The 23833-nt window shown below is 67.5% G+C and carries 24 protein-coding genes; 8 read left to right on the forward strand and 16 right to left on the reverse strand.

Features of this window, described 5'->3' with window-relative positions; all coding sequences use genetic code 11:
* Positions 1 to 16: 16 nt before the first annotated feature.
* The gene (locus tag ACQP2D_RS36200) at positions 17 to 460 is read right to left on the reverse strand and encodes a pyridoxamine 5'-phosphate oxidase family protein (RefSeq protein ID WP_433680419.1); all 444 of its coding nucleotides are present in this window, start codon (positions 458 to 460) and stop codon (positions 17 to 19) included.
* Positions 460 to 1221: a sigma 54 modulation/S30EA ribosomal C-terminal domain-containing protein gene (locus ACQP2D_RS36205; RefSeq protein WP_433680420.1), complete on the reverse strand. Its 762-nt coding sequence runs from the start codon at positions 1219 to 1221 to the stop codon at positions 460 to 462. Before ACQP2D_RS36205 ends, ACQP2D_RS36200 begins: the two co-directional genes overlap by 1 nt.
* Before the next feature lie 211 nt (positions 1222 to 1432).
* Here ACQP2D_RS36205 and ACQP2D_RS36210 point away from each other — a divergent pair, with 211 nt between their 5' ends.
* The 5 genes from ACQP2D_RS36210 (at position 1433) to ACQP2D_RS36230 (ending at position 6757) form a co-directional block, all read left to right on the forward strand.
* Complete coding sequence (locus ACQP2D_RS36210) at positions 1433 to 2452, forward strand: Acg family FMN-binding oxidoreductase (RefSeq protein ID WP_433680421.1); 1020 nt, start codon at positions 1433 to 1435, stop codon at positions 2450 to 2452.
* Positions 2453 to 2592: 140 nt separating this feature from the next.
* Positions 2593 to 3240, forward strand: coding sequence for a response regulator (locus ACQP2D_RS36215; protein ID WP_433680422.1), 648 nt, complete (start codon positions 2593 to 2595; stop codon positions 3238 to 3240).
* A 59-nt stretch (positions 3241 to 3299) separates the two neighbouring features.
* Complete coding sequence (locus tag ACQP2D_RS36220) at positions 3300 to 5039, forward strand: sensor histidine kinase (protein ID WP_433680423.1); 1740 nt, start codon at positions 3300 to 3302, stop codon at positions 5037 to 5039.
* Positions 5040 to 5080: 41 nt separating this feature from the next.
* A complete protein-coding gene (locus ACQP2D_RS36225; protein WP_433680424.1) occupies positions 5081 to 5212 on the forward strand; it encodes a universal stress protein in 132 nt (43 codons plus the stop codon).
* A gap of 297 nt (positions 5213 to 5509) precedes the next feature.
* Positions 5510 to 6757 (forward strand): DUF5933 domain-containing protein, encoded by a 1248-nt coding sequence (locus tag ACQP2D_RS36230; protein WP_433680425.1) that lies wholly within the window; start codon positions 5510 to 5512, stop codon positions 6755 to 6757.
* Here ACQP2D_RS36230 and ACQP2D_RS36235 read toward each other — a convergent pair.
* Both ACQP2D_RS36235 and ACQP2D_RS36240 read right to left on the reverse strand, forming a co-directional pair.
* Positions 6754 to 7272, reverse strand: coding sequence for a hypothetical protein (locus ACQP2D_RS36235; protein WP_433680426.1), 519 nt, complete (start codon positions 7270 to 7272; stop codon positions 6754 to 6756). The genes ACQP2D_RS36230 and ACQP2D_RS36235 overlap by 4 nt on opposite strands.
* Positions 7273 to 7428: 156 nt before the next feature.
* Positions 7429 to 8283 (reverse strand): 3-hydroxyacyl-CoA dehydrogenase, encoded by an 855-nt coding sequence (locus ACQP2D_RS36240; RefSeq protein ID WP_433680427.1) that lies wholly within the window; start codon positions 8281 to 8283, stop codon positions 7429 to 7431.
* Positions 8284 to 8667: 384 nt separating this feature from the next.
* Here ACQP2D_RS36240 and ACQP2D_RS36245 point away from each other — a divergent pair, with 384 nt between their 5' ends.
* Together ACQP2D_RS36245 and ACQP2D_RS36250 are read left to right on the forward strand one after the other, a co-directional pair.
* Positions 8668 to 8922 (forward strand): hypothetical protein, encoded by a 255-nt coding sequence (locus tag ACQP2D_RS36245; RefSeq protein WP_433680428.1) that lies wholly within the window; start codon positions 8668 to 8670, stop codon positions 8920 to 8922.
* 113 nt (positions 8923 to 9035) lie between these two features.
* Positions 9036 to 9404 carry a helix-turn-helix domain-containing protein gene (locus ACQP2D_RS36250; RefSeq protein WP_433680429.1) on the forward strand — a complete coding sequence of 123 codons (369 nt, stop codon included), beginning with the start codon at positions 9036 to 9038 and terminating at the stop codon, positions 9402 to 9404.
* A 79-nt stretch (positions 9405 to 9483) separates the two neighbouring features.
* On the opposite strand, the gene ACQP2D_RS36255 is transcribed toward ACQP2D_RS36250, so the two are convergent.
* The 3 genes from ACQP2D_RS36255 to ACQP2D_RS36265 all read right to left on the reverse strand — a co-directional run bounded on the left by ACQP2D_RS36255 (position 9484) and on the right by ACQP2D_RS36265 (position 11023).
* Positions 9484 to 10068, reverse strand: coding sequence for a ClpP family protease (locus ACQP2D_RS36255; RefSeq protein ID WP_433680430.1), 585 nt, complete (start codon positions 10066 to 10068; stop codon positions 9484 to 9486).
* A complete protein-coding gene (locus ACQP2D_RS36260) occupies positions 10065 to 10670 on the reverse strand; it encodes a ClpP family protease (protein ID WP_433680431.1) in 606 nt (201 codons plus the stop codon). Before ACQP2D_RS36260 ends, ACQP2D_RS36255 begins: the two co-directional genes overlap by 4 nt.
* 77 nt (positions 10671 to 10747) lie before the next feature.
* Positions 10748 to 11023, reverse strand: a complete 276-nt coding sequence (locus ACQP2D_RS36265) for a DUF2277 domain-containing protein (protein WP_433680432.1) — start codon at positions 11021 to 11023, stop codon at positions 10748 to 10750.
* 257 nt (positions 11024 to 11280) lie between these two features.
* Between ACQP2D_RS36265 and ACQP2D_RS36270 the strand changes: the two genes are divergently transcribed.
* On the forward strand, positions 11281 to 15870 hold the full coding sequence (locus ACQP2D_RS36270) for an HAD-IC family P-type ATPase (protein WP_433680433.1): 4590 nt from the start codon (positions 11281 to 11283) through the stop codon (positions 15868 to 15870).
* Between the two features lie 89 nt (positions 15871 to 15959).
* Here ACQP2D_RS36270 and ACQP2D_RS36275 read toward each other — a convergent pair whose 3' ends face one another.
* From ACQP2D_RS36275 to ACQP2D_RS36315, 9 genes are all read right to left on the reverse strand, one after another.
* Positions 15960 to 17786 (reverse strand): complex I subunit 5 family protein, encoded by a 1827-nt coding sequence (locus ACQP2D_RS36275; protein ID WP_433680434.1) that lies wholly within the window; start codon positions 17784 to 17786, stop codon positions 15960 to 15962.
* On the reverse strand, positions 17786 to 18133 hold the full coding sequence (locus ACQP2D_RS36280) for a sodium:proton antiporter (protein WP_433680435.1): 348 nt from the start codon (positions 18131 to 18133) through the stop codon (positions 17786 to 17788). Before ACQP2D_RS36280 ends, ACQP2D_RS36275 begins: the two co-directional genes overlap by 1 nt.
* Positions 18130 to 18870 carry an MnhB domain-containing protein gene (locus ACQP2D_RS36285; protein WP_433680436.1) on the reverse strand — a complete coding sequence of 247 codons (741 nt, stop codon included), beginning with the start codon at positions 18868 to 18870 and terminating at the stop codon, positions 18130 to 18132. Before ACQP2D_RS36285 ends, ACQP2D_RS36280 begins: the two co-directional genes overlap by 4 nt.
* Entirely contained in the window at positions 18867 to 19109 is a 243-nt protein-coding gene (locus tag ACQP2D_RS36290; protein WP_433680437.1) for a Na(+)/H(+) antiporter subunit B, read from the reverse strand. Before ACQP2D_RS36290 ends, ACQP2D_RS36285 begins: the two co-directional genes overlap by 4 nt.
* Entirely contained in the window at positions 19106 to 19402 is a 297-nt protein-coding gene (locus ACQP2D_RS36295) for a monovalent cation/H(+) antiporter subunit G (RefSeq protein ID WP_433680438.1), read from the reverse strand. Before ACQP2D_RS36295 ends, ACQP2D_RS36290 begins: the two co-directional genes overlap by 4 nt.
* Positions 19395 to 19658 (reverse strand): monovalent cation/H+ antiporter complex subunit F, encoded by a 264-nt coding sequence (locus ACQP2D_RS36300; protein ID WP_433680439.1) that lies wholly within the window; start codon positions 19656 to 19658, stop codon positions 19395 to 19397. The genes ACQP2D_RS36295 and ACQP2D_RS36300 overlap by 8 nt, the downstream gene beginning before the upstream one ends.
* Before the next feature lie 5 nt (positions 19659 to 19663).
* Complete coding sequence (locus ACQP2D_RS36305; RefSeq protein ID WP_433680440.1) at positions 19664 to 20137, reverse strand: Na+/H+ antiporter subunit E; 474 nt, start codon at positions 20135 to 20137, stop codon at positions 19664 to 19666.
* The gene (locus tag ACQP2D_RS36310; RefSeq protein WP_433680441.1) at positions 20134 to 21939 is read right to left on the reverse strand and encodes a thiamine pyrophosphate-requiring protein; all 1806 of its coding nucleotides are present in this window, start codon (positions 21937 to 21939) and stop codon (positions 20134 to 20136) included. The genes ACQP2D_RS36305 and ACQP2D_RS36310 overlap by 4 nt, the downstream gene beginning before the upstream one ends.
* A 100-nt stretch (positions 21940 to 22039) precedes the next feature.
* Positions 22040 to 23809, reverse strand: a complete 1770-nt coding sequence (locus tag ACQP2D_RS36315; protein WP_433680442.1) for a glycoside hydrolase family 15 protein — start codon at positions 23807 to 23809, stop codon at positions 22040 to 22042.
* Positions 23810 to 23833: the final 24 nt, after the last annotated feature.

A 23833-nucleotide genomic window follows, 5' to 3' on the forward strand; every position in this document is an offset into this window, starting at 1 on the left:
GCGGGTCCCAGCAGGCTCAGGCGACCTGTTCGATGAGGCGGATGCCGGAGACGATGGACGGTTCGATCTCGATGACGGCGTCCATGACCTGGTCGACCCAGGAGTGCAATAGGCGCTCGTAGCGGGCGATGCGGACGGGATCGGTGACGGGGCGGGCGAGCCCGGTCACCACTACCGACCACCCGGTGCGCAGCTGCGGGTCGATATCGTCGGCCTGGTAGGCGACCACTACATCGGAGTTGGCGCGCACGGCCGAGGTGAGTCTGGACGCGACGCGGGTGCGCACAATGATCCGGCCGTCCGGCTCGACCAGGTGGTTGACCGGGCGGATCGCGGGTAATGCGTTGCGGCTGAACACCACTCGACCGAGCTGGACCGTCGCGAGCAGGCTCAATGCCGTGCTGCGATCGAGTTCCACAACGGCATGCCCCGGGTGGTCGCTCGCGGTGAACTCGGTCATCATCGCGCAGCCTCCTCGGGCAGGACCAGCCCGAGCGCACCGTCGTAGCGGCGATACAGCAATCGTCCCCGTCCGCTGCCCGGATCCGTGAAGAAAAGGAACGGCAGGCCGTACCGGCACAGCCGTGCCGCGGCCTCGGCTCGGGTCAGCCGCGGCGTCGGGTGCGGATTCATGGTCAGCGACAGCCCCGAGGTCGACTCGGGCGGCTGCCTTCGATGCTGACGCGCCAAGCGCACGCCGAGCGGTCCCGCCCAGTAGACGGCGGCGTCCTCGCCGGTCTCCGCATCGGTGTACAGATAGGCGTCGTAGTCCATCGCCTCCATCACCCGCACCGCATCGGTCGGTGCCCCGGTCAGCATGGCGCAGGACTTCTCGCGCACGATCGGGCGTTCCTCGGTGCTCGCCGCCAACGGTGGACGTGCCGGATCGGGCCAGTACCGCGGGATATCACCGGAGATCAGCCGCGCGAGCTGCCGGTCGAGACGGTCGGCGATCACGGTCGCGATGAATCCGGTCGGCCCAGGAACCTGAGCGCGCACGATGAGATCCCGGAACACCACATTCGCCTGCGCCAACATCGGACCATCCGTACACGGCGAGCCGATGAGCCGCATCCGTGCCGGTGCATCGACTCGGTGGCCGCGCAGTACCCGGTCGATCGCGCGCATCGTGCGGGAGATCTGCACGGGGTCCACCGCACCCTGTGTGGTGCAGACCCCGTTAGAAACCGTTCCGGTCGAACACAGTTCGGATGTACTCACTCGGTACCCCTTCTTCGGACACAGTGCACCCAACGCTGGCAGTGTCGCCAGGGCGCGCGCATGTCGAACAGGGCCGAAGGGCACGCGAATCGAGGACCTTGGTTTCGTCGCGGCGCCGCTCGGTCGCACACCGGCCGGGGTGACCATGGGCCTTCGAGAACGGGCGCAAAGCCCATATCGAATGCCACAGCGCCGGACGACACTCGACGGTATGACCGATAGCGGCTCCTCCCCTGTAGGTTCCGTGCCGAACGGCGCGACGGTACTGGCGGTCATGGGCCAAGCCAGCCGGGCGCCGTCGGTACACAACACTCAGCCGTGGCACTGGGTATTCGACGGCACCCGGATGCACCTGTACCGCGACAATGACCGGCTGTTGACCTCGGCCGACCCCATGGGCAGGCAGTTGGTGATCAGCTGTGGCACGATGCTGCACCACGTCCGCACGGCCTTCGCCGCAGTGGGGTGGCACACCGATACGACGCGGCTGCCCGATTCCGGACGCTCCGACTATCTGGCGGTGATCGAATTCCGCCCCTGGCCGGATCCCCCGATCGGCATATTGGCCCGCGCCCGCGCCATCGATCACCGGCACACCGATCGGCTGCCGTTCTACCCGCCGACCAACTGGTCCCAGCTCGTGCACACCGCACGGATGCTGGTCACCCCACACGACCTCGAACTCGACGTCCTCGACGAGAACGCGACGGCCGAAATCGCGGCGACCTCGGCGCAGGCCACCGCAACCCGCCGCTACGATATGCCCTATCAGGCCGAATTGCATTGGTGGAGTGGACATTCCGGCGATCCCGAGGGCGTTCCGCGCGAGGCGCTCGTCTCTGACGCCGAATTCGCCCGCGTCAGCGTCGGGCGGTCCTTCCCGTCCGCACCGCATTCCGCGCGCCGCGCCACCCTGCTCGAGGACCACGCGCGCCTGCTGGTGCTCAGCTCGTCCAGTGAATCCATCACAACCTGGCTGCACACCGGCGAAGCCCTCTCGGCTGTGCTGTTGGAATGCGCGGCGACCGGTTCGGCCACTTGCGCATTGACCCACATCACCGAGATATCCGCGACCCGAACGGCCATCACGCGCATGCTCGCCCACCCGGGTGTCCCCCAGGTCGTGATCCGCGTCGGCACCGCGCCCGACGAGGAACCGCACCCCCAGCCGACACCGCGCCGCCCGCTGGCCGACATCCTCACGATGAGCGACGAAAAGCCCGAGCGGTAGTCGCGCCACGCTCCTGGTCCAAAGCCGACCAAGTCCGGCCGGAACTAAGGGACTTTCGTCACCGATCCGGGGACCATCTCCGACACGCCATATCGGCCCGGTCAGTACGCTGAAGTGGTACTGGAGGAAGGTGCTCCGTGATGACCAGTGTGTTCTTGGTCGACGACCACCAGATCGTGCGCCGCGGTGTGAGGGATCTGATCGATGCCGAACCGGATCTCGATGTGGTGGGCGAGGCGGGCACCGTCGCGCAGGCCTTGGCACGCATTCCCGCACTGCGTCCGGAGGTCGTGGTCCTCGACGTTCGGCTCCCCGATGGCAATGGCATCGAACTGTGCCGCGAACTCCTGGACCACCACCCCACGCTGCGCTGTCTGATCCTCACCTCGTTCACCGACGAGCAGGCCATGCTCGATGCCATCCTCGCCGGGGCCAGCGGATATGTGGTCAAGGACATCGGCACCCTGGAACTGGTCGAGGCCATTCGCGAGGTCGGCGCGGGCAAGTCACTGCTGGACAACCGTGCGGCCGCCGCCCTGATGGCGAAGTTGCGCGAGGAGGCCAGGACCAAGAACGGACCGCTGGCGAACCTCACCGACCAGGAGCGGACGCTGCTCGATCTGCTGGGTGAGGGGCTGACGAACCGGCAGATCGCCACTCGGATGTTCCTGGCCGAGAAGACCGTGAAGAACTACGTCTCCCGACTGCTGACCAAACTGGGGGTCGAGCGACGCACCCAGGCCGCGGTGCTCGCCTCGAAGCTCAACACGCCGACGAAACCGGACTGAGCAGCGCTCAGCGAATCGATATCGCATCGCCGCGCACCACACGTGCGAAAATGCAGGATATGGAAGACGAGTCGGAGCTGTCCGACCGGATACCGGTGACCGAAACCTTGTCGCAGCTGCGATTGCGTGAGCTGCTCGGCGAGGTTCAGGATCGGATCGCGCAGATCGTCGGCGTCCGCGATCAGATGGACCGGTTGCTAGAGGCGATGCTGGTGGTGACGGCCGGGCTCGACCTCGATAACACCCTGCGCTCGATCGTGCACACCGCCATCGAACTGGTGGACGCCCGATACGGGGCGCTCGGTGTGCGCGAAACCGATAAGACCAGCAATCAGCTCGCCGAATTCGTCTACGAGGGCATCGACGACCGGACCCGGGTCATGATCGGCGATCTGCCGCGCGGTCACGGTGTGCTCGGCCTGCTCTTCGAACAACCCAAACCCATTCGGCTGACCGACCTTTCCAAGCACCCCTCGTCGGTCGGCTTCCCCGCCCACCATCCACCGATGCGCACCTTCCTCGGCGTTCCGGTGAAGGTCCGTGACGAAGTGTTCGGCAATCTGTACCTCACCGAGAAGTCCGGCGGCCAGGAGTTCACCGAGGACGACGAGGTCGTGGTGCAGGCGCTGGCCGCCGCCGCGGGTATCGCCATCGCCAACGCCCGGCTCTACGAACAGTCCCGGATCCGTCAGCAATGGCTGGAAGCCAATCGCGATGTGGCCACCGAACTGCTCGCGGGCGGCGAACCCGGCGCCGCCCTCGAACTGGTCGCCGATCGGGCGCTGAACCTCACCCAGTCGGCCTGCACGTTCCTGGCGCTCCCCGAAGATTCCGACGTGCCCGCCGAAGATGTCACCGAGCTGGTGGTGGTCGCCGCCGCGGGAGTCGGCGCGGATGAACTACTCGGACACCGAATTCCGATGGGCGAATCGCATTCCGCGGAGGTGTTCCGCAACGGACGGGTGGTCGCGCTCGACGAATTGACGTTCAGCCCGATCTTCGATGTGCCGGAAAAATACGGCCCGGCACTGATCCTGCCGCTACGAGCCGAAGACGCGGTCATCGGTGTGCTCGCCACCGTGCGGCCCAACGGCGCCCAGCCGCTGGACGCGGCCGGGCGGTCGATGATGGCCGCCTTTTCCGACCAGGCCGCACTGGCATTGCGGCAGGCGAACACGCAGCGGCGGATGCGGGAGCTCGATGTGCTCGCCGACCGCGACCGAATCGCCCGCGACCTGCACGATCACGTCATCCAGCGACTGTTCGCGGTCGGCCTGTCGCTGCAGGGCACCGCGCAGCGGGCCCGCGTCCCCGAGGTCAAATCCCGGCTCGCCGACACCATTCAGGACATCCAGTCGATCGTGCAGGACATCCGGCACTCGATCTTCGATCTGCACAGCACCACCACCGCGGGTGCACCGACGCTGCGCAAGCGTCTGCACGGCGTCATCGCGGATATGGTCGGCGAAAGCGGGCTGCGCACCACGATCCGGCTCGCGGGGCCGGTGTCGGTGTTGGAGTCACCGCTCTCGGACGATGTCGAGGCGGTGCTGCGCGAGGCGGTGAGTAATGCGGTGCGGCACGCGCATGCGCATGCGGTCTCGGTCCAGCTCCGGGTGCGCGACGATGTCACCATCGAGGTGACCGACGACGGTACCGGCATGCCCGACGACGTGCAGCGGATGAGCGGGCTGGCGAATCTGGCGGCGCGCGCCGAGCAGGCGGGCGGCAGCTTCAGCGTGACCAAAGGCGAGGAGGGGGGCACGGTGCTGCGGTGGTCGGCACCGTTGCCCGGGTAGTGCGAGTAGGCAATATCGGTCCCGCAGAAGGGCGAAATCATATGTCCGCCAACACCATCAATCCCCCCGTGCTCGTCGGTATCGACGGCTCCGGGGTCGCGGCCGAGGCCGTGCGCTGGGCCGCCGTCGACGCCGTCCACCACCGCGCACCCCTGCACATCGCCCGCCCCTGAATCCGACACCGCACCAAGGGATTCGGCCATTCCGGTCGTGACCGGCAAGCACGCCGTTGGACGACGGGCGCGGCGGCACAGTCTCGGTCGGTGCGATTGCCATGAGTGAGTTCAGCTCCGAGTAGGGATCCGGGTGCGAACGACCGCGCCCGACCGGAACTCACAGGCTCCGTTAATCGGCGCGCACAGCGGTGTTCACGTCGTGTTTACGATGTCGGAATGCTGATTTACGACGCGCAAGACAGTTCCAGTCCACCTGACGAGAGAGTGGGCGTTGCGCGTCGGTTTCGATCTTGGGTGATCTGGGGCAGCTTCGCGGGCGCGGTTCTGATGCTCGTCGCGGGGCAGCTCATGGCCGTGCATATCGACGCATTGGGACCGCTGACCAGCCTTTCCTGGGATTACATCGGACGGCCCAAGTCCGCGACCACACCATGGGCCGGATTTCTGCTGGCGCTGATCGGGGTTTCGGGGCCGGTTCGGTTGCGCGCCTTGGGGGCCGCGATCGGTATCGACGTGATCTTTGTGATCATTCGGGCGATCGAGGGGCGGTCGTTCACCGTCGGCAATGGTCCGACCATTGTGTTGACCGCGCTGGCCGTGATCGCCGCGGTGCGCTGGACGGGGGCACGGCGGGAAACGGCGCTGCGGACCATCGCGCTCGGTGCGCTGCTGATCCTGGCGACGAAGGTCGGCGAGATCTGGTTGGACATCACCGCATGGGCCTGCCCGATGGTGCTGGATCCCTATGCGGAGCTGGCCGATCACGCGCTCGGGAATCCGTCGTGGCTGGTCGGGCAGGCACTCGACGCGGCGGGACCGGTACCGCTCGGTGTGGTGCGGTGGGTGTATTTCGAATTGCCGGTCGCGGCGATCGTGGTCGCCGCCTGGCAGCTGCGCAATGTGACGACCGGGATCTGGCCGCGGCACTACCTGGTGCGAACATTCCTCACCCTCGGGGTGGTCGGTCCGCTGTTCTATGTGGTCTTCCCGGTGGTGGGACCGGTGCTCGCCTTCGGACCGGAGGGACATGGTTTCGAACTCGCCGATGTCTGGCCGACTATCGTTCCGGCACTGCCGTCCTCGGTCGAATCGATGCCGTTCGACGGGATCACCCCGCGAAATTGCATGCCGTCACTGCATACCGCGTGGGCGCTGTCGCTGTTCATTCATTCCCGGCGCGGGCCGCTCTGGTTGCGCTGGGGTGGCGGGTTCTGGCTGGTCTGCACACTGATCGCGACACTCGGCCTCGGCGCGCACTACGGCGTCGATCTGGTGGCGGGCGCGACACTGTGCCTGACCGTGGAATCGGTTCTGCGCGATCCCGACCGGGGTTGGGACGGCGGACGCGCCCGAGTGGTGGCCTTCGGTATCGCGACATTCACGGGCGTACTCCTGTGCGTCCGCTACTTCGCACTGCCCATGGCGAACTCCCCGTTCCCGTTCGGCGTCGCGCTGCTCGGTGTCTTCGCGGCGCTGGCGTACACCTTCTACCGAACCTGGTTCGCCGAAGCGGATATCCGCGAAAAGGTATCGAGCAGCTAGCTCTTCCGCAGTGTGCCGGTAATGGCACCGCCTTGACCCGCGCGGTAGGTGACGGTGCCATCCGGTCGCAGCTCGACCGTCGATATGCCGAGTTCGCAGCCGATACCGCCGGTCAGTCGCGCGGCGAAGACGAGTTCGGTCTCGGTGCCGCTGACCATGCGTCCGATGCGATCGCAGCGGTTACCGGAACCCTGATCGGTATCCGAGGAGGTGGCGACCTCCTCGGCATTCTTACCGGACTTGATGGTCAACACGATGTCGTGTGCGGCGTGACCGTCGCTGGCGACGCCCTTCCATTCGCCCAGAAACACTTTCGGCACCGCCCACACCGCGGCCACCGGGGTCGTATCGTTCGGGCGGTCGACCGGAGCGGCCACGCTGGCGCTGTCGTCGGAGCCGACCACGAACGCCACGATCACAACCAGCACGGTCGCCATCGCAACGCCACCGATTACCGCAAGGCGCACCAGCTTCGACCGCGCCGCATCATCTTTCGTCGACGAGTCCTGCCCCACCGAACCGATTTTAGTTCGCCAGCCGGCATCGGACTGCGCTTTCGGCGATCGCCGCTGGCCCGAAACCCATTGCGCGCCAGCGGCGGCCGAAGCAACCCGATTGCACCGCGCGCAAGTGCACGCAGGCGGGACATCGCGGTACTTCTGAACTGTGAGCTACGCGGTGTATTTGTAGAAGCCCTCGCCGGTGGCGATGCCGAGCTTGCCCTTGTCGATGTAATTGGTCTTGAGCCAGGCCGCGAGCCGCTGCTCATCCTCGCCGCCATGGACGAGGATGTTGTAGGGGGTGGTGAGGCCGATGACATCGAGAATCTGGAACGGCCCGTATGGTGCCCCGGTGCCGATCCGCCAGGTATCGTCGACCGCTTCCGGTTCGGCGAAGCCGCCCGCGCTCAGGGACATTGCGGCGTTGAGCAGCGGCACGAGCAGCGAATTGAGGACGTAGCCCGCCTTTTCCCTGTGCAACTCGATGGGCACCATGCCGATTGCCGTGGCGAATTCGACCACCGCCTGGTACACCTTCGGATCGGTCTCGGGTGTGCCCATCACCTCGGCGGTGTTGTACTTCCACACCTGGTTCGCGAAATGCAATGCGAGGAACCGGTCCGGCCGACCGGTGAAGTCCTTCATATCGCTGGGCAGCAGGGTGGAGGAGTTGGTGGCGAAGATCGTGTGCTCCGGCGCGAGTTCGCCCAACTGCCGATAGGTCTGCTCCTTGACGGTGAGGACCTCCGGCACCGCCTCGATCACCAGATCGGCATCCCGCACCGCCGCGGCGAGATCGGTGGTCAGTGCGATGCCCGCCGCGGTTTCTTCGGCCTTGCCGCCGCCCGCCCCGGACACCTCATCGCGATAGGTCGCCACCAGCTTCGCAATGCGCTCGCGGGCACCGGCGAGCGCGTCGTCGCTGATGTCGTAGGCGGTGACACTGAATCCGTGGAACGCGGTCTGGAACGCGATCTGCGAACCGAGCACCCCGGTCCCGAGAACGGTCACCTTCCGGATGGTCATTGCCTTCTCCTTCCTCCACGAGGCGAAGTTCGCCCCCTGACATCATCGGGGTCGCCGAACGCCGCGCAGAATCCGGCGACGATCTGGGTGAGCTGATCGGGCATGCCGCCGATGGTTGAGCGTACTCCTGGCTATCCAGCGCCGATACATCGCGCGGGTTGTGTTCACGCGCAACATGATCGAGAAGTCGTCGCGCAACGCATGGGGGCGTCGGGCACTGCAGAGGAGCCGTCGCGCGGCGCAGAAGCGGCCGGGTATTTCATACAGCTAACTCACAGCCACGGCCTAGGAGGCGCAAATACCGAGCCCAGAGGATTGTCCTGTCGGTCCGGTTCGAACGGGTCGACCGCCTCGGATCGAGGCCCGACAACAGGAGGAACCTGGATGAAGATCAAGTCGAAGCTGGCCACGGGAGCGATCGCGGGCGGTGTGCTAGTCGGTCTGCTCGGTGTCGGCGCCGGTGTGGCGAGTGCCGATCCGGGGGCCGATCAGCGTCCGACCGCCGAGCAGCAGCAGGGGCACGATCGACAAGAGGGACGCGACCAGCAGCGGCCGGATCAGCATCAGGAACAGCGGCCGGATCAGCAGCCGGCCGGACACGGATTCTGGCTGTTCGGCCAGTGGATTCCGCTGCCCTGATCCCGTCTGACGCGAAAGGCCCTGTGTCCGTTGGGGGCATGGGGCCTTCGCGGTTTGTACGCCCAGAGCGTAATGATCGACCGCATCGGTGGTCGCGGTCGTACGCTCTGGATATGACCGAGCATCCGAGACTGCACTCGATCCCGGGCGGACGCGAAGACCAGCCGAGGCAGCCCGAGCCACTGTGGCGTGAGGTGCTCGGCGAACGGTTGCGTACGCTGCGGCGCGAGCAGCGCGAGACGCTCGTCGAAACCGCTGGGCGAGCGGGTATTTCGCCGCAATACCTCTCCGAGGTGGAGCGTGGACGCAAGGAGCCGTCGAGCGAGATGATCGCGGCCTTGGCGGGTGCGCTCGGCACCACCCTCTTCGGTCTGACCGAACAGGTGGCCGACGAATTGCGCGCACTCCGTCGGCCCCCCTTCGCCCGGCAGTCCGCACCGCGCGCCAGCGCAACGCCTACCCTTATGGCGCTGGCGGCATAGCAAGCCTCTGGGTGCGGCGTGCCGCCGGCGCCACCGCGACTCGGGCGGCCCGGCGGGTCCGGCCGAGCATCAGCCGGATCTAGGATCCGAGCACGTTGTCGACGAGACCGTAGTCGACCGCCGACTGGGCGGTGAACACGCGATCGCGGTCGGTATCGTGACGCAGCCGCTGTACCGACTGCCCGGTGTGCCGAGCCAGGATCGACTCGATCTCGCCGCGCATCCGCACCAGTTCATCGGCCTGCAGGATCAGATCCGGAATCGCGCCCTGGCCACGGGCGGCCGGCTGATGCAGCACCACGCGCGCATGGGGCAGCAGCGATCGGCGACCGGGCGCGCCACCGGCCAGCAGGACCGCGCCGACCGCGATGGCCTGGCCGACGCAGGTGGTGAGCACCGGAGCCTTGATGAACTGCATGGTGTCGTAAATCGCGAGCATCGCGGACAGATCGCCGCCCTCGCAGTTGATGTAAAGGTTGACGTCCTGTTCCGGACTCTCCGACTCCAGATGCAGCAGTTGCGCGATGAGCGCATTGGCCACACCGGCGTCGATCGGGGTGCCGAGGTAGACGATGCGCTCGGCCAGCAGGTGCGAGTAGATATCGGTGATGCGCTCGCCGCCGCGCGGATGCTGGGCGATCACATTGGGAATGGTGTAGGTCATGCCGTGATTCCGATCCGCTGACGCTGGGGCACGATCTGCCCGAACGAGTCGACAATGTGGTCGATAAAGCCGTACTCCTTGGCCTGCGCCGCGCTGAACCAGCGGTCGTGCAGCGAATCCTCGTAGATCCGGTCATAGGGCTGTCCGGTATCGCCGGAGATGATGCCGAGGACGGTCTCCACGGTGTAGCGCAGATCATCGGCCTGCACCTCGACATCGACGGCGCTGCCGCCGATTCCGGCCGACCCCTGATGCATCAGCACCCGCGCGTGCGGCAACGCGAAACGCCGCCCCGGCGTACCCGCGGACAAGAGGAATTGACCTGCGCTGCAAGCCAATCCGAGCGCCAGGGTGGATACCTCGCACGGCACGAGGCGCATCACATCGCGAATGGCGAGCATCGCGGGAACCGAACCACCCGGGGAGTGGATCCACAATGAGATCCCCGACTCGGCATCCTCGGCGGCCAACGTGAGCAGCTGAGTCATCAGCAGCGTCCCGTTATCGTCGTCGAGCGGGCCGTCCAGTACCAATATTCGCCTGCTGAGCAGCTGCTCCCTGGCGCGCCAACTGAACATCGGTGTCTTGTCATCGTGAGCCATGACTCCACCGTGCCCCGGACGCACCGCGAAAATCTCGCCGCGCTGCCCTCAGCAGATCTGCTCAGAGCAGCCGGGACTCAGTCGTGCGCGTGGGCGTGGATGCGGGCCTGCACTTCGGGGCGGCGCAGCGGCGGCACGGTCTTCGGAGGCACCTTGCGCTCCGGCAATTGCTCGAGCAGCCGCATCGTGGCGGCCGCGATATCGGCGACCGCGGCATCGACCGCCGGACGGGTAGCTGCGGAAATGCTGGACAGCCCGCCCACCTTGCGGACGTACTGCAGGGCAGCCGCATGCACTTCTTCCGGTGTCGCCGCGGGCTCGAGCCCGCGTAGCGAGGTGATATTTCGGCACATGACCCGAGGCTAGCTCGGGGCGACAAATCGAGGCGACGATCGCGGGATCCGCCGTGCTCACACCGCGCCATTGCGGTCCTCGTCCTCGTTGACGGTGCCGGCAGCCGCGACCATCGCCTTGACATCTGCGCTATTTCCGAAGATCGATCTGCTCATCGAATACCCGCGTGAGTGGCCCACCAATCTGAGGGGACGCGCGCTTACGCCAACCGTTTTCGGCGCTGTTTGCATCCGACGACGCCGGGTAGTTGCCGAATATGGGCAGATCGGCAGGTGGGGTGCTGTCGCCGTGGTGGATCGAGGAACCGACCGCGGCGCTGACCGGTACGGTACGCACCGGTCTATCGGCGGCCATTGGTTTGGGCGTGCACATCGCGGAGGCGCCGCTGCGGGCGGTGACGGCCGCGGCCGGTGCCGCGACGACGGCATTCGATACCGCCTCCGCCGCGACCGATGTCGCCTCGGCCGCGACCGATGTCTTGCAACCAGGCCCGGACAACCAGCTCGGTGACGATCTTCGAGACCTGGTCGACCCACGGACGCGACGGGCCAACCGACGGGTGGCGCTGCACGAGGACATGGCCACCATCGAGGTGCGCGGTCTGCGCACCGGACGTGGCGCGGCCCTCGCGCGGACATTGGAGAAACGGCTCGGCCGCCTCCGCGGTGTGCGCTGGTCGCAGGTCAACGCGGTGACCGGCCGGGTGGTCGCCACCATGGCCGAGGGCGCGGCCGGACTGCCGGAACTACTCGAAGTCATCGAAGCGGTCGAGCAGTCCAATGACGTCACCGAACTGGACTGGAGTCGGACCGAGGAGTATCCCGAGGATCGGGAAACGGTGCTGGCGGCCGGAATTCAGGTGGCGAGCGAGGTGTGCGCGATCGCGATGAGCACGGTCACCGCGACGCTGCCGCTGCGCAGGCCGATGCGCGCGGTACGGGCGATCGCCGCGCTGACCGACACCCAGCCACGGCTCCGCGGGATGCTCGAATCGCGGCTCGGACGCACCCGTACCGATATGGTGCTGACGGTCGTCACCGCGGCCGGAACCGCATTGGGCGAGGACGCGGCCGACGGGATTGCGACGCTGGTCGCCGATGCCGCGCAGCGCACCTTCCTGCTCGCCGAGGCGATCGCCCAGCGCTGGCAATGGCGCAGCTGGGAGGACGATCTGGTGCGACGCGAACATACCGACGTCGCCGATCCGCTGCCGCCCTATACCCGCCCCACCGATCTGCCGCGCGGCCCCATCGAGCGGGTCGCGGACGAGACGGCCGCCGGATCGCTGGTCGGCACCGGGGCACTCCTGGGCCTCGGCCGGTTGAGCGATGCCGCCGATGCGCTCGGGCTCGGTGCGCCGAAGGCGGCACGGGCCAGCCGCGAGGCCTATGCCGCCACCGCGTCCACCGTCCTCGCGCGGGCGGGGGTGCTCACCCTGCATCGGGGCGTGTGGCGCAGATTGGACCGGTTGTCCGCCCTGGTCGTCGACTCCGAGGCGCTGCTCACGCCACATCGGCTGGTGCTCGATGCGGAATCGGCCGATGACGAATGGCCGGCCGCGCAGGTCTGGAGTGCCGCGCAGCGGGTGCTGTGGGCGGCAGAGTCCGACGACGACGCTGCCGAGGAGGGGCCACGGTTGGTACATCCGAACACGGGCGCCCCTGATCGCGGCGCAACGCTGCGTCCGGTCTGGCGTGAGCTGCGCGACGGTGACCATCCGGTCGGGCGGGTGCTGCTCGGGCGGGAGCTCGACCCGAGCGCGCACGATGTGCTGACATCGGCGCGGCGGGCGGGGTTGCGGGTGATTCTCAGCGCCCATGAGGATGCGGGCGAATTGCGTCCGCTCGCTGACGAATTCGTCTCGGCGAGCGCGTCGACCAGCAAACTCGTGCAGCGCCTGCAAGCGGATGGGCATGTGGTCGCGGTGCTGAGCCCGCGCACACACAAGGCATTGGCGCGAGCCGATGTGGCGATCGGACTGTTCGGTGCCGACCACGGCGAACCGTCGTGGGCCGCCGACGCGCTCTGCCGCGACCTGGATCAGGTCCAGCGGATCCTTGCCACGGTCGGTCCCGCCCGTCAGGTCAGCGAACGCGGCCGCACCCTGGCCCTATCGGCGTGCACACTCGGCGGGCTGCTGCTCGCCGTCGCGCCGAACCGCCACCTCCGAACCACTCCGATGCTCGCGGCACAGTGGACCGGCCTGATGACCGGCGCGTTCACCGGCATTCGAGCGGCCAGGACCGCACCGCCCGCCACCCTGGCACCCCTGCTGCCCTGGCACGCACTGGAATCCGGCGAGGTGCTCGATCGTCTGCCGCAACCTCCCTCGATCGATGAGCGGAGGACACCGCCGGGGGCCGAACGAGGCGTGGTAGCAACAACTTTCGCGCCGATGATGTCATTCGCCCGCCACCTGCGCCATGAGCTGAATGATCCGCTGGCGCCGATTCTCGGCGTCGGCGCCGCCGCCACCGCGATCCTCGGTGCGCCTTCCGATGCCGCACTCCTCGCCTCCGTGCTCACGGTCAATGCGGTGATCTCAGCACTCCAGCGCCAGCGCGCCGAAAGCGAACTGCGCGACCTGCTCGCGGGCGAACGGCTCACCGGGCGACTGGTCGACCGCGCGAACGTACACGAGGACGAACCGGCCGAAATCGCGGTGCCCGCGGACCATCTCGCCATCGGAGACGTGCTGGCCGTCCAGGCGGGCGATGTGGTGCCCGCCGATGCGCGACTGCTGCGCGCCGACGAATTGGAAATGGACGAGTCGGGTCTGACGGGCGAATCGGTGACGGTAGCGAAGGACGTCACGGGTACACCCGGTGCGGCGCTCGGCGAGCGCACCTGCATGATCTTCGAGGGCAGCACCGTCGTCAACGGCACCGGCCGGGCCGTCGTGGTCGCCGTCGGCGCCGGAACCCAGGCCGGTCGAGCCGCCGCGGGCGCGGTCCCGCCGGACAAGGGCGGTGTGCAGGCCCAATTGCGGCAACTCACCGATCACGCGCTGCCACTCACCCTGTCGGGTGGTGCCGTGGTTACCGCACTCGGAGCGCTGCGCGGCCGGGTGCTGCGCGCCGCGATCGCCGATGGCGTCGCGGTCGCGGTCGCGGCGGTGCCGGAAGGACTGCCCTTGGTCGCCACCGTGGCGCAGCTGGCGGCCGCGCGGCGCTTATCGCGCTATGGCGTGCTGGTCCGGGCCAGCCGCACCGTGGAGGCACTCGGCCGGGTCGACACCCTGTGTTTCGACAAGACCGGCACCCTCACCGAGGGGCGGCTGCGGCTGACCATGTTGGCCGATCTGGACCACCGCTGGCAACCCGACGACGGCTCCGACGACGCGCGCCGACTGCTGCGCGCCGCCGCCCGCGCCTGCCCGGATCCGAACGAGGGACCGGTACTGCACGCCACCGACCGCGCAGTGCTGGACGCCGCCGAGATCCTCGGCGACGACGCGCATCGGTGGGATCCGATCGACGAGGTCCCGTTCGAATCCAACCGTGGCTATGCCGCGACGCTGGGCCACACATCCCGCGAACTGCGCCTCCTCGTGAAGGGCGCACCCGAGGTGGTACTCCCGCGCTGCACCAGAACGCCTACCGCGCAACCGTTCTCGCAAAAGGTGCGCAAGCACGCACAAGCGGTCATCGATGATCTCGCCGAACAGGGCCTGCGCGTACTCGTCGTGGCCCGCCGTGACCTGTCCGGCGAGCCCGATGATGTCGAACACGCGGTCGACAAGCTGACCCTGCTCGGCTTCCTCGGCCTCGCCGATACCCCGCGGCCGCAGACGCTGCCGCTGGTGACGGCATTGCAGGACAACGATATCGGCGTGCGCATCATCACCGGAGACCATCCGGTCACCGCGGCGGCGGTGGCCCGGCAACTCGGCATCGCCGTGGATACCGTCACCACCGGCGGCGACCTGGACAGCCTCGACGACACCGCGCAGGCCGAACTCATCGAGCGCAGCACCGTCTTCGCCAGGGTCGCCCCGGAACAGAAGGTGCGTATCGTCGCCGCCCTGCGCCGCAACGGACATGTGGTCGGCATGACCGGCGACGGCAGCAATGACGCCGCCGCCATTCGCAGCGCGGATATCGGAATCGGTTTGGCCGCACGCGGATCCGCGGCCGCCCGCAATGCGGCCGATCTGGTGCTCACCGAACCGGATCCGCTCGCGCTACTGCACGCGCTGGTGGAGGGGCGCGGCATGTGGCGGCGCGTCACCGAAGCCGTCGGCGTGCTGGTCGGCGGCAATGCCGGGGAAATCGCGTTCACCATTTACGGCACCGTGGTCGGCGGGCAGGCGCCGCTCGGCACCAGGCAGTTCCTGCTCGTCAACATGCTCACCGACATGTTTCCCGCACTGGCCCTCGCCCTTTCGCCGGATCGCGACAGCCCCGCCCCGCAGGACACTGAGCACGGCGCGCAGCAGCGCGCGCGACAGCTGGCCGAAATACCCACTGCCCGACTGGGTCCCGATCTGACCCGCACCATCGCAGTGCGCGGCATCGCAACGGCGGCGGGCGCGTGCACCGCATGGACGATCGGCCGCTACACCGGAACGAGGCGACGCGCGGCCACCATCGGCCTGGTCGCGCTCATCGGGACGCAACTCGGGCAGACACTGATCTCGGGCCACCGCAGTCCCCTGGTCTGGCTCACCACCGCCGCCAGCGGCGCCGTACTGGGCGCGGTGGTCATGGTTCCAGGACTGTCCGCCTATTTCGGCTGCACGCCACTGGGTCCGGTCGGTTGGACCATCGCCACGACGTCGGCCGCGGCGGCCACCGCCGGGTCGACCGTGCTGCCCCGCCTGCTGCCCGGCGCTGTCGCTGGCTGACCGCGTCGGTAACGTGACCGGTCCGCTCCCAGGGACTCGCTCCCGAGGCACCTACACCCGCGCTGCCCGGTATCAGCGCCATCAGCGCGTCAGTGCAGCCAACCGCTCGCGACCAGTCCGGCGACAGCGGCCGCACCGAAGACCAGCCAAGCGGCATAGTCACCGACATGCCCGCTGTGTAGCCGGTGCAATGCGTGCACCGCCGAGGTGATCGGGAGCATCGACGGCCGCGCGCGTGCGCGCGACGGGCCGAACGACAGCGCGGCAAGTGCCGTGAGTACGGCCAGACCGGTCGACACCAGACCGAGCGTCAGCCCAGCGCCCGTCCACTCGATATGCGGAGCCGCGCCCGGGTGGCCACTCGCGCCGATCAAGGCCGCCGCGCGGTATCCCTGCGGGTCGACGAATGTCACGGCAGCGGGACCGATGGCCCTGGTGAATCCGGTTGGCAGACCCAGTAATAGCGCGACCAGCAACAGTGCCAGCACCGCACCCATCATGGTGATCGGTGTCCGGTTCGGCGGTGCGGCGATATCGGGTTCCTCATGTGCCCCGGTGGTCTCGTCGTCGTCGAGTTTGTGCTCCGGTACCGCGCCGACGCCGAAACAGACACGCAGTCCAGCACGCAATGCCGCGCCGCCGGTCAGCGCCGATACCACGATCACAATGGTGACCAGGAAAATGGACGCGCCGGATTCCTCCAGCAATGCCTTGCCGAGACCGGCACCGAATGGCGGCAGCCCGGCAAGGACCAAGGCGGAAAGTATGAACAGCACACCGACGGTCCGCTGACCGCGCGCACGGCCGTGCAGGCTGAACTCGTCGACGCTGCGATACCGGGACAGCAGCATGCCGGTCAGCAGAAACAGTGCGCCCTTCACCGCGGCGTGGCCGCCGAGATACAGCGCCGACGCGGCGACACCGAGCGGCGACAGTGCGGCCAGACCGAGCAGGAACAGCCCGATATGCGCGATTGTGGAATACGCGAGCAGCCGTTTGATATGTCGTTGCAGTACACACATCACCGCGCCGAGCACGGCCGTAACAATCCCGAGCACCAGCAGCATTCGGCGCACTCCCGCGGCGGGTAGCACCGCGTCGAATACGGTCCAGTACACCCGCGCCAGTCCATAGACACCCAGTGGCGCCATCACTCCGGAGAACAGCACACAGACCGGTGCGGGTGCGACGGCGTGTGCGTCGGCCAGCCAGAAATGGAATGGCACCGCCGCCGCCTTGACCAGCCATCCGGTGGCGATCAATACGAATGCGGCGATGACCAGGGCATCACCGGCCCGTTCTTCGATCGCGACCCCCAACTGAGCCAGTCCGAGCTGCCCGGTCCGCGCATACAGCAGTCCGATCCCGAAGAGACAGAGATAGGCGCCGAGTGAGTTGATGACCCCGAAATTCAGTCCGGCCTGGACGGATTCGGGCTCCTCGATTTTGAACCCGGTCAGCGCGTACGCGGCGACGCCCATCAGCTCGAAGAAGACGAACATGTCGAAAAGGTCACCGGTGAGGGCGAACCCGGTCATCCCCGTGGCGAAGAGCAACACCAGCGCCGGGTAATGCGCGTGCAGGCTGTCGAAGTAGTGCCAGCCGTATAGCAATGCGGTCGTGGTGAGCAGCGCGATCAGCAAAGCCATTGCGGCACTGAGCCGATCGGCCACCAGCACGATCCCGACGGTCAATCCCGGTCTCGGCCGCCACCCGCCGGACCACGACACCACGGTGCCCGCACCGGTGCGATACAACAGCCATCCGGCCAGGACGGTTCCGGCCAGCGCCGTCCCGGTACCGATCACATCGATCAGCAACCTGGGCAGCACACGTCCGAAGGCGACCAGCACACACGAACCGGCGACCGGCAGCGCGATCAGGAGTGCCGGAAGGGCCTGGTCGAGGGCGGCCATCAGCCGCGTAGCGCATGCAGTTCGTCGGGCACGACGGTGCCGTGCCGCTTGGCGATCTGCACGACCAGTGCCAGCAGTAACGCGGTCACCGTCGCGGCGACGACGATATCGGTCAGCGCCATGGCCTGCACCACCGGATCCATCACGGGCGAGCCGGGCGGGTTGGCGGAGCCGAAAATCGGTGCGGACGCGCCCTTTTGATAGCCGATCGCCAACAGCAGGACATAGGTCCCGGACTGTGCGATCGATACGCACACCACGGTGTGCACCAGATGCGGGCTGCGCACCACGCCGTAGATGCCGATCAGCAACAGCCAACCGGCGATCACATAGGGAAATATGGTCATCGTGACGGCCGCCTCTCGATTGTCAGATACTCGTCGAGGAACTGCGCCAGCAGTACGACGATGCCGCTGCCGACCGCGAGCCCGACCGCCACGCTGAACAGCGGCAGCGTGCCCGCCGACACCAGACGGCCGAATTGCCCGAGCGGCAGCACATTCGCCAGATACCCTGCGCCGCTGACTATTCCGGCAAGGCCGAGCACGACCACCGTCCCCATACCGGCCGCCTCGCCGAATTCGTACCAGGCCAGCGGACGCACCCGCCGCAGCGCGGGATAGCTGCCCGCGACGTACATCAGATGCAGTCCGGTCGCCAGCACCACCCCACCCTGGAAGCCCCCACCCGGCGTCAGATGTCCGTGCACGACCACATCCGCGCCGATGAGCAAGGTCACCGGCAAGAGTGCGTAGCCGAGAAATCGGGTCGCCGACGGAATGCGCCCGACATCATCCAACCGTCGTTGCCGCCGTCGCCCTTCCGTGCGCAACAGCGTCGCCGCGCCGAGCACGGCCGCCACCAGAATGGCCTCCTCGCCGAAGGTATCGAGTCCGCGCTGGTCGAAGTTGACCGAGGAGACCACATTCGGGCTGAGCCGCCGCAGCGCCGCCTCCACCGCGGCGTCACGGTAGGGATGGTCCACGCCACCGAACGCGGGCAATCGCATCATCGCGAGTCCGAGCAGTAGCACCAGCCCGGCCCCGCCGACGAGGAAGACCACCAACCGCGCAGTGCGATTCATGATCGTCGCCTCCGCTCGACCGCGCGCACGGTCAGCAGCACCATCAGCGGCACCACTGCGGTACCCACCGCGACCTGGGACAACGCCACGTCAGGTGCACCGAGCACAAGGAACGCCGGTACCAGCACGGCGCCGAATACCGCGAGCGAGACCGCTTGCCGCTGCGGTCGGGTGGTCAGCACGACTACGGTCGCGGTCACCGCGACCAGCCCCAGTGTGATCACTATCAAGGCATTCATTGTGGACTCTCGATTCTGCCGTCGATGCGGGCATTGAGCCTGCCGATGGCCGCACTGAGCACCGGGCCGGTGAGCGCCAGGAGCACGAGGGTGACCGCGACAATGGCCGCGGTCAGTCCGGGTCCCTGCGCGAACAGGACGGCCAGCGCGACGCATGGCCCGGTGAACGAACTGATGATCGACGAATAGTGCAGTCGCGCATAGACCGAACGCGGCCGCAGCGCCGCCAGCGAAGCGGCGACCGCGGCGAGGGTGCCGACCGCGAGCAGAGCGTCGACAATGAGGCTAGTCATCGCGCACCCCCAGCAGGCGCGTGAAGACCAGGGTGCCAGCGAACGACAGCAGAACGAGGACCAGCGGCACGATCAGATAGTCCGGTCTCCCCAGGCCGAGGCTCAGGGTCACCAGGACGACGACCGACAGCGATCCGACCAGTTGCAGCCCGACGAGCCGATGTGCCGACGTACCGCGGCTGGACAACAGCACGGCCGGACCGATACCACCGGCCAGCAGCACACCCGATGCGAGCAGCCAAGGCGCGGTGGACATTTCGATCAGCCCCCGAACATCCGGCGCAGTCGGGTCGCTGGCGTCGCGAGCGCATGCAGCAGCAGGCCTTCGTGATCGGCATCGATGACCAGCGAACCGGGTGTCGCGGAGAGCACGCCGGTGATCAGCGCCGCGCGCCCTGCGCGCCGGTCGGCGCTTGTCCGCGGGCCGATGTCGAGTCGCTCGAACCGCCCGACCGGCCTGCCGCGCGCCGCGATCAGCAGCGCGGCCGCTCCCTCGCGCACGATCGCGCCCGGCAACGCTGCCAACAACCGCGCCACTCCGGCCGGTAGTCGCCAATTCCCCCGCGCCGCAATACGTCCCACCCGTGCCGCCAAGGCCACCGGTAGGGCGATCACGCACGCCGCGATCAACTCATCGGTGGCGAACGCGCTGGTTGTCACCAACCAGACCAGCACCAGAACCACCCACCACCCGGCGACCTCCGCGGCAGCTCCGGTACCGGTCCGTCCCGTCATGGCGACGGCCTCCCCGCTCGGTGGGGAACGAATTCCTGCGCTTTGGTTTTCGCGCCTTGCACCATCAGATGCCAGCCCTCGGGATCACCGCGCATGATGGCCTCCGCGGTGTCCTTCATCTCCTCGTAGGTCGCATGCGGCGGAATCGGCGGGACCTCCGGATCACAGCGAATATCGAGCAGGACAGGGCGATCCGCCGCCAGCGCCTGCGTCCACGCGTCGCCGATCTGCTCCGGATCGTCGATCGCGAGCGCGGGCAAGCCCATGCAGCGTGCGAGATCGGCGTATGAGGTGTCCGGAAGTGCCTGCGACTCTTCGAATTTCGGCGCGCCGCCCATGGCGCGCAGCTCCCAGGTGACCTGGTTGAGATCGTTGTTGTGGAAGACGCAGACGATCAATCTGGGATCGGCCCACTGTGGGTAATAGCGCACGGCGGTGAGCAGTTCGGCCAGGCCGTTCATCTGCATGGAGCCATCGCCGACCAAGGCGATCGCCGGTCGGTCCGGATGCGCGAATTTGGCGCCGATGGCATAGGGCACACCGGGGCCCATGGTCGCCAGGGTGCCGGAGAGCGAACCGCGCATACCGGCACGGAACCGCAGGCAGCGGGCATACCAGTTGGTGGACGAACCGGAGTCGGCGGTGACGATCGCGTTATCCGGAAGCTGTTGCGAGAGTTCCCATACCACGCGCATCGGATTGACCGGCTGCGCCCGCAGCATCGCCTGCCGCTCGATCGTCTCCCACCAGCGGGCCACATTCCGCTCGATCCGTTCCCGCCACGACCGATCCTGCTTGCGGCGCAGGAGCGGAATGAGCTCGGCCAGTGTGGCTTTCGCATCACCGACCAGATTCACCTCGGTCGGATAGCGCATTCCGATCATGGTGCCGTCGATATCGATCTGCACGGCGCGCGCCTGGCCGAACTCCGGCATGAACTGGGTGTACGGGAAGTTCGATCCGACAATGAGCAGCGTGTCGCAATCGCGCATCAGCTCATAGCTCGGCCTGCTGCCGAGCAATCCGATCGGGCCGGTGACAAAGGGCAGATCGTCGGGCAGCACATCCTTGCCGAGCAGTGCCTTCGCCACCCCGGCACCGGTGAGTTCGGCGATTTGCACCACCTCGCGCGCCGCCGAGCGCGCGCCCTGTCCGACGAGGATCGCGACCTTCGATCCGGCGTCGATGATCTCGGCGGCGCGTTCGATCTCGCCGTACGGCGCGATCACCGTCGCGGTCATCGAATGCGGCGGGCTGGACGGCACCTGCTTGAAGGCGTGTTCGGGCGGCTCGTAGGGCTCTTCCTGCAGATCGGCGGGGATGATCACCGCGGTCGGCGCGCGCCGGGTCATCGCGGTGCGGAACGCCCGGTCCAGCGCGTTGGGCAGCTGACTGGAGACATTGACCTCGACCAGATAATCGCTGGCTACATCCTTGAACAGGCTCTGCAGATCGACTTCCTGCTGATAGCTGCCGCCCATCGCGCTGCGCGCGGTCTGACCGACGATGGCGACGACCGGGACGTGGTCGAGTTTGGCGTCGTAGAGGCCGTTGAGCAGATGTATCGCCCCCGGACCGGAGGTGGCCGTGCACACCCCCACCTGACCACTGAATTTTGCGAATCCGGTGGCCTGGAAGGCCGCCATCTCCTCATGTCTGGCCTGGATGAACCGGGGTTTGTTGTCCGCGCGGCCGAAGGCGGCGACCAGGCCGTTGATGCCGTCGCCCGGGTATCCGAAAACGTGTTTCACGCCCCATTCGCGCAGCCGCTGCAGGACATGATCACCAACCTGTTGTGTCATGGGAAACTCCTGGTGGTATCCGGGTTGGTCAGAGCGGTGATACCCAGCGAATGGCCGGACAATCAGCGGGTATGCGGTGTCCGGGGACACCGATGAGTCATCACGGCTCCTTCTCGTGGTCGTCACCGAATCGGGGCAGGCGTACCGAGGATTCGAACAGCAACGCGTGTACGAAGGCCTGGGGCATATTGCCGCGCAGCTGGCGCTGGGTGACGTCGAACTCCTCGGCGAACAGCCCCGGCGTGCCGCACGCGGCCCGATTGCGTTCGAAGTAGTGCGCGGCCGAAACCGGGTATCCGAGTTGGGCCGCCGCGATCGCCATGATGAATCCGCACAGCAGGAACGCGCCCTCGGTGGTCTCCAAGGGCTGCTCGTCGTGGCGGTAGCGATAAACGTAGAAGTCCGTGCACAATTCGCGCTCGATGGCCCGGTAGGTCGCGAGGCTGCGCGGATCGTCGACGGACATGCCACCACGAACAGCGGGCAGGAGCAGGGCAACGTCGACGCCCGCAGCATCGGGCGCCTGCTGCCAGGCGCCGCTGGGATGCACACTGGTGCGGGCGGTTTCGGCGATGATCGTGTCGGCCAGTGCCGCACAGAACACCGGGTCGGCGCCGCTGGCCGCGACCCCGGCGACCGCGCGCAGACCGCCGACACAGGCCAGCCTGGAATGGGTCCAGAGTCGGTTCTCGATCTCCCAGATGCCCGCATCCGGTCGATGCCAGTTGTCGGCGATCGCGGCGACCGCTATCGAAACCGCCCGGCGATCGTCCTCGGTCAGCCGGTCGTGCTGCGCGGCCGCGGCGAATAGCAGCAGTGCCTCGCCGAAGGTATCGAGCTGGAACTGGTGGCTCACCCGGTTACCGACGACCGTCCGAGCGCCCGGGTAACCGGGCAGGTCCAACTCGCTCGGCTCCGGGATCGTGTGGCCGGTGACGGTGTATGCGGGCCGCAGCCGGGGACCATCGGCGAGCAGCCGTTCGGCAACGAACCGTATTGCGTTGTCCAACAAGGGATGTGGTCCGTCGGAAGCGACCGCCAGCCCGGCATAGCACTGGTCACGGATCCACACGTAGCGGTAGTCGTAGTTTTCGCCGCGGTCCGCGCGCTCCGGCAGGCACGTGGTGGCGGCGGCGACCATACCGTTTGTGCCACTGGTCATTCCACGCATGACCGCATAAGCCTGCGCGGTATCGCGGGTCGCGACACTTGGCCCCAGCTCCGGCACTTCGCGCTGCCATGCCGCTTCGGTTCCGGCCCATGCCGTGTGCGGATCCGGCGCATCGGCAGGTAAGGCCGCGTCGGACAATTCGAGGATCAGATCGTGGATCTCGCCTTGCCGCAGTCTTATTCGTTCCGCCCAGCCGGTCGCGTCGCGCACCGAGGCCGATGAGCCGCCACTCCAGCGCAGCGCGAGATCACCGACCCGCGCGTACCACACCCCCTGGTCTGTACGGTGCAGGTCGCGGGCCGGTGCCCGGCCGAATCGGCACCCGGGGCGCAGCACCACATCGACCTCGGCGTCGCCGTGCACCGCGATGACGCGCCGCAGCACGACGACGCGGTGCGGATCGCCGGGAAATGCCAGAGCCTCCCGGCATTCGACCACCGACGATCCGACCACCCAGTGCGAATTCCATATCAACGTGCCCGGCTCGTAGTACCCGCCCCACACATATCGCCCGGTCGGGGTCACCGAATACACCCCACCGCCGCCGACCAATGCGGCGAAGACCGCGTCACTGTGCCAACGCGGCGCGCACAGCCAGTCGAAATCTCCGTGCGGACCGACCAATGCGCCGCGTTCCCCATCGGCGAGCAATGCGTAATCGCGCAGCACATGCGGTTGGGTGATCTTTTCGGCCGTCACAACGGTCGGATACCACGGTAAGCG

The sequence above is a fragment of the Nocardia sp. CA-119907 genome (assembly GCF_050955995.1).
In the GTDB taxonomy this organism is placed as follows: Bacteria; Actinomycetota; Actinomycetes; order Mycobacteriales; family Mycobacteriaceae; genus Nocardia.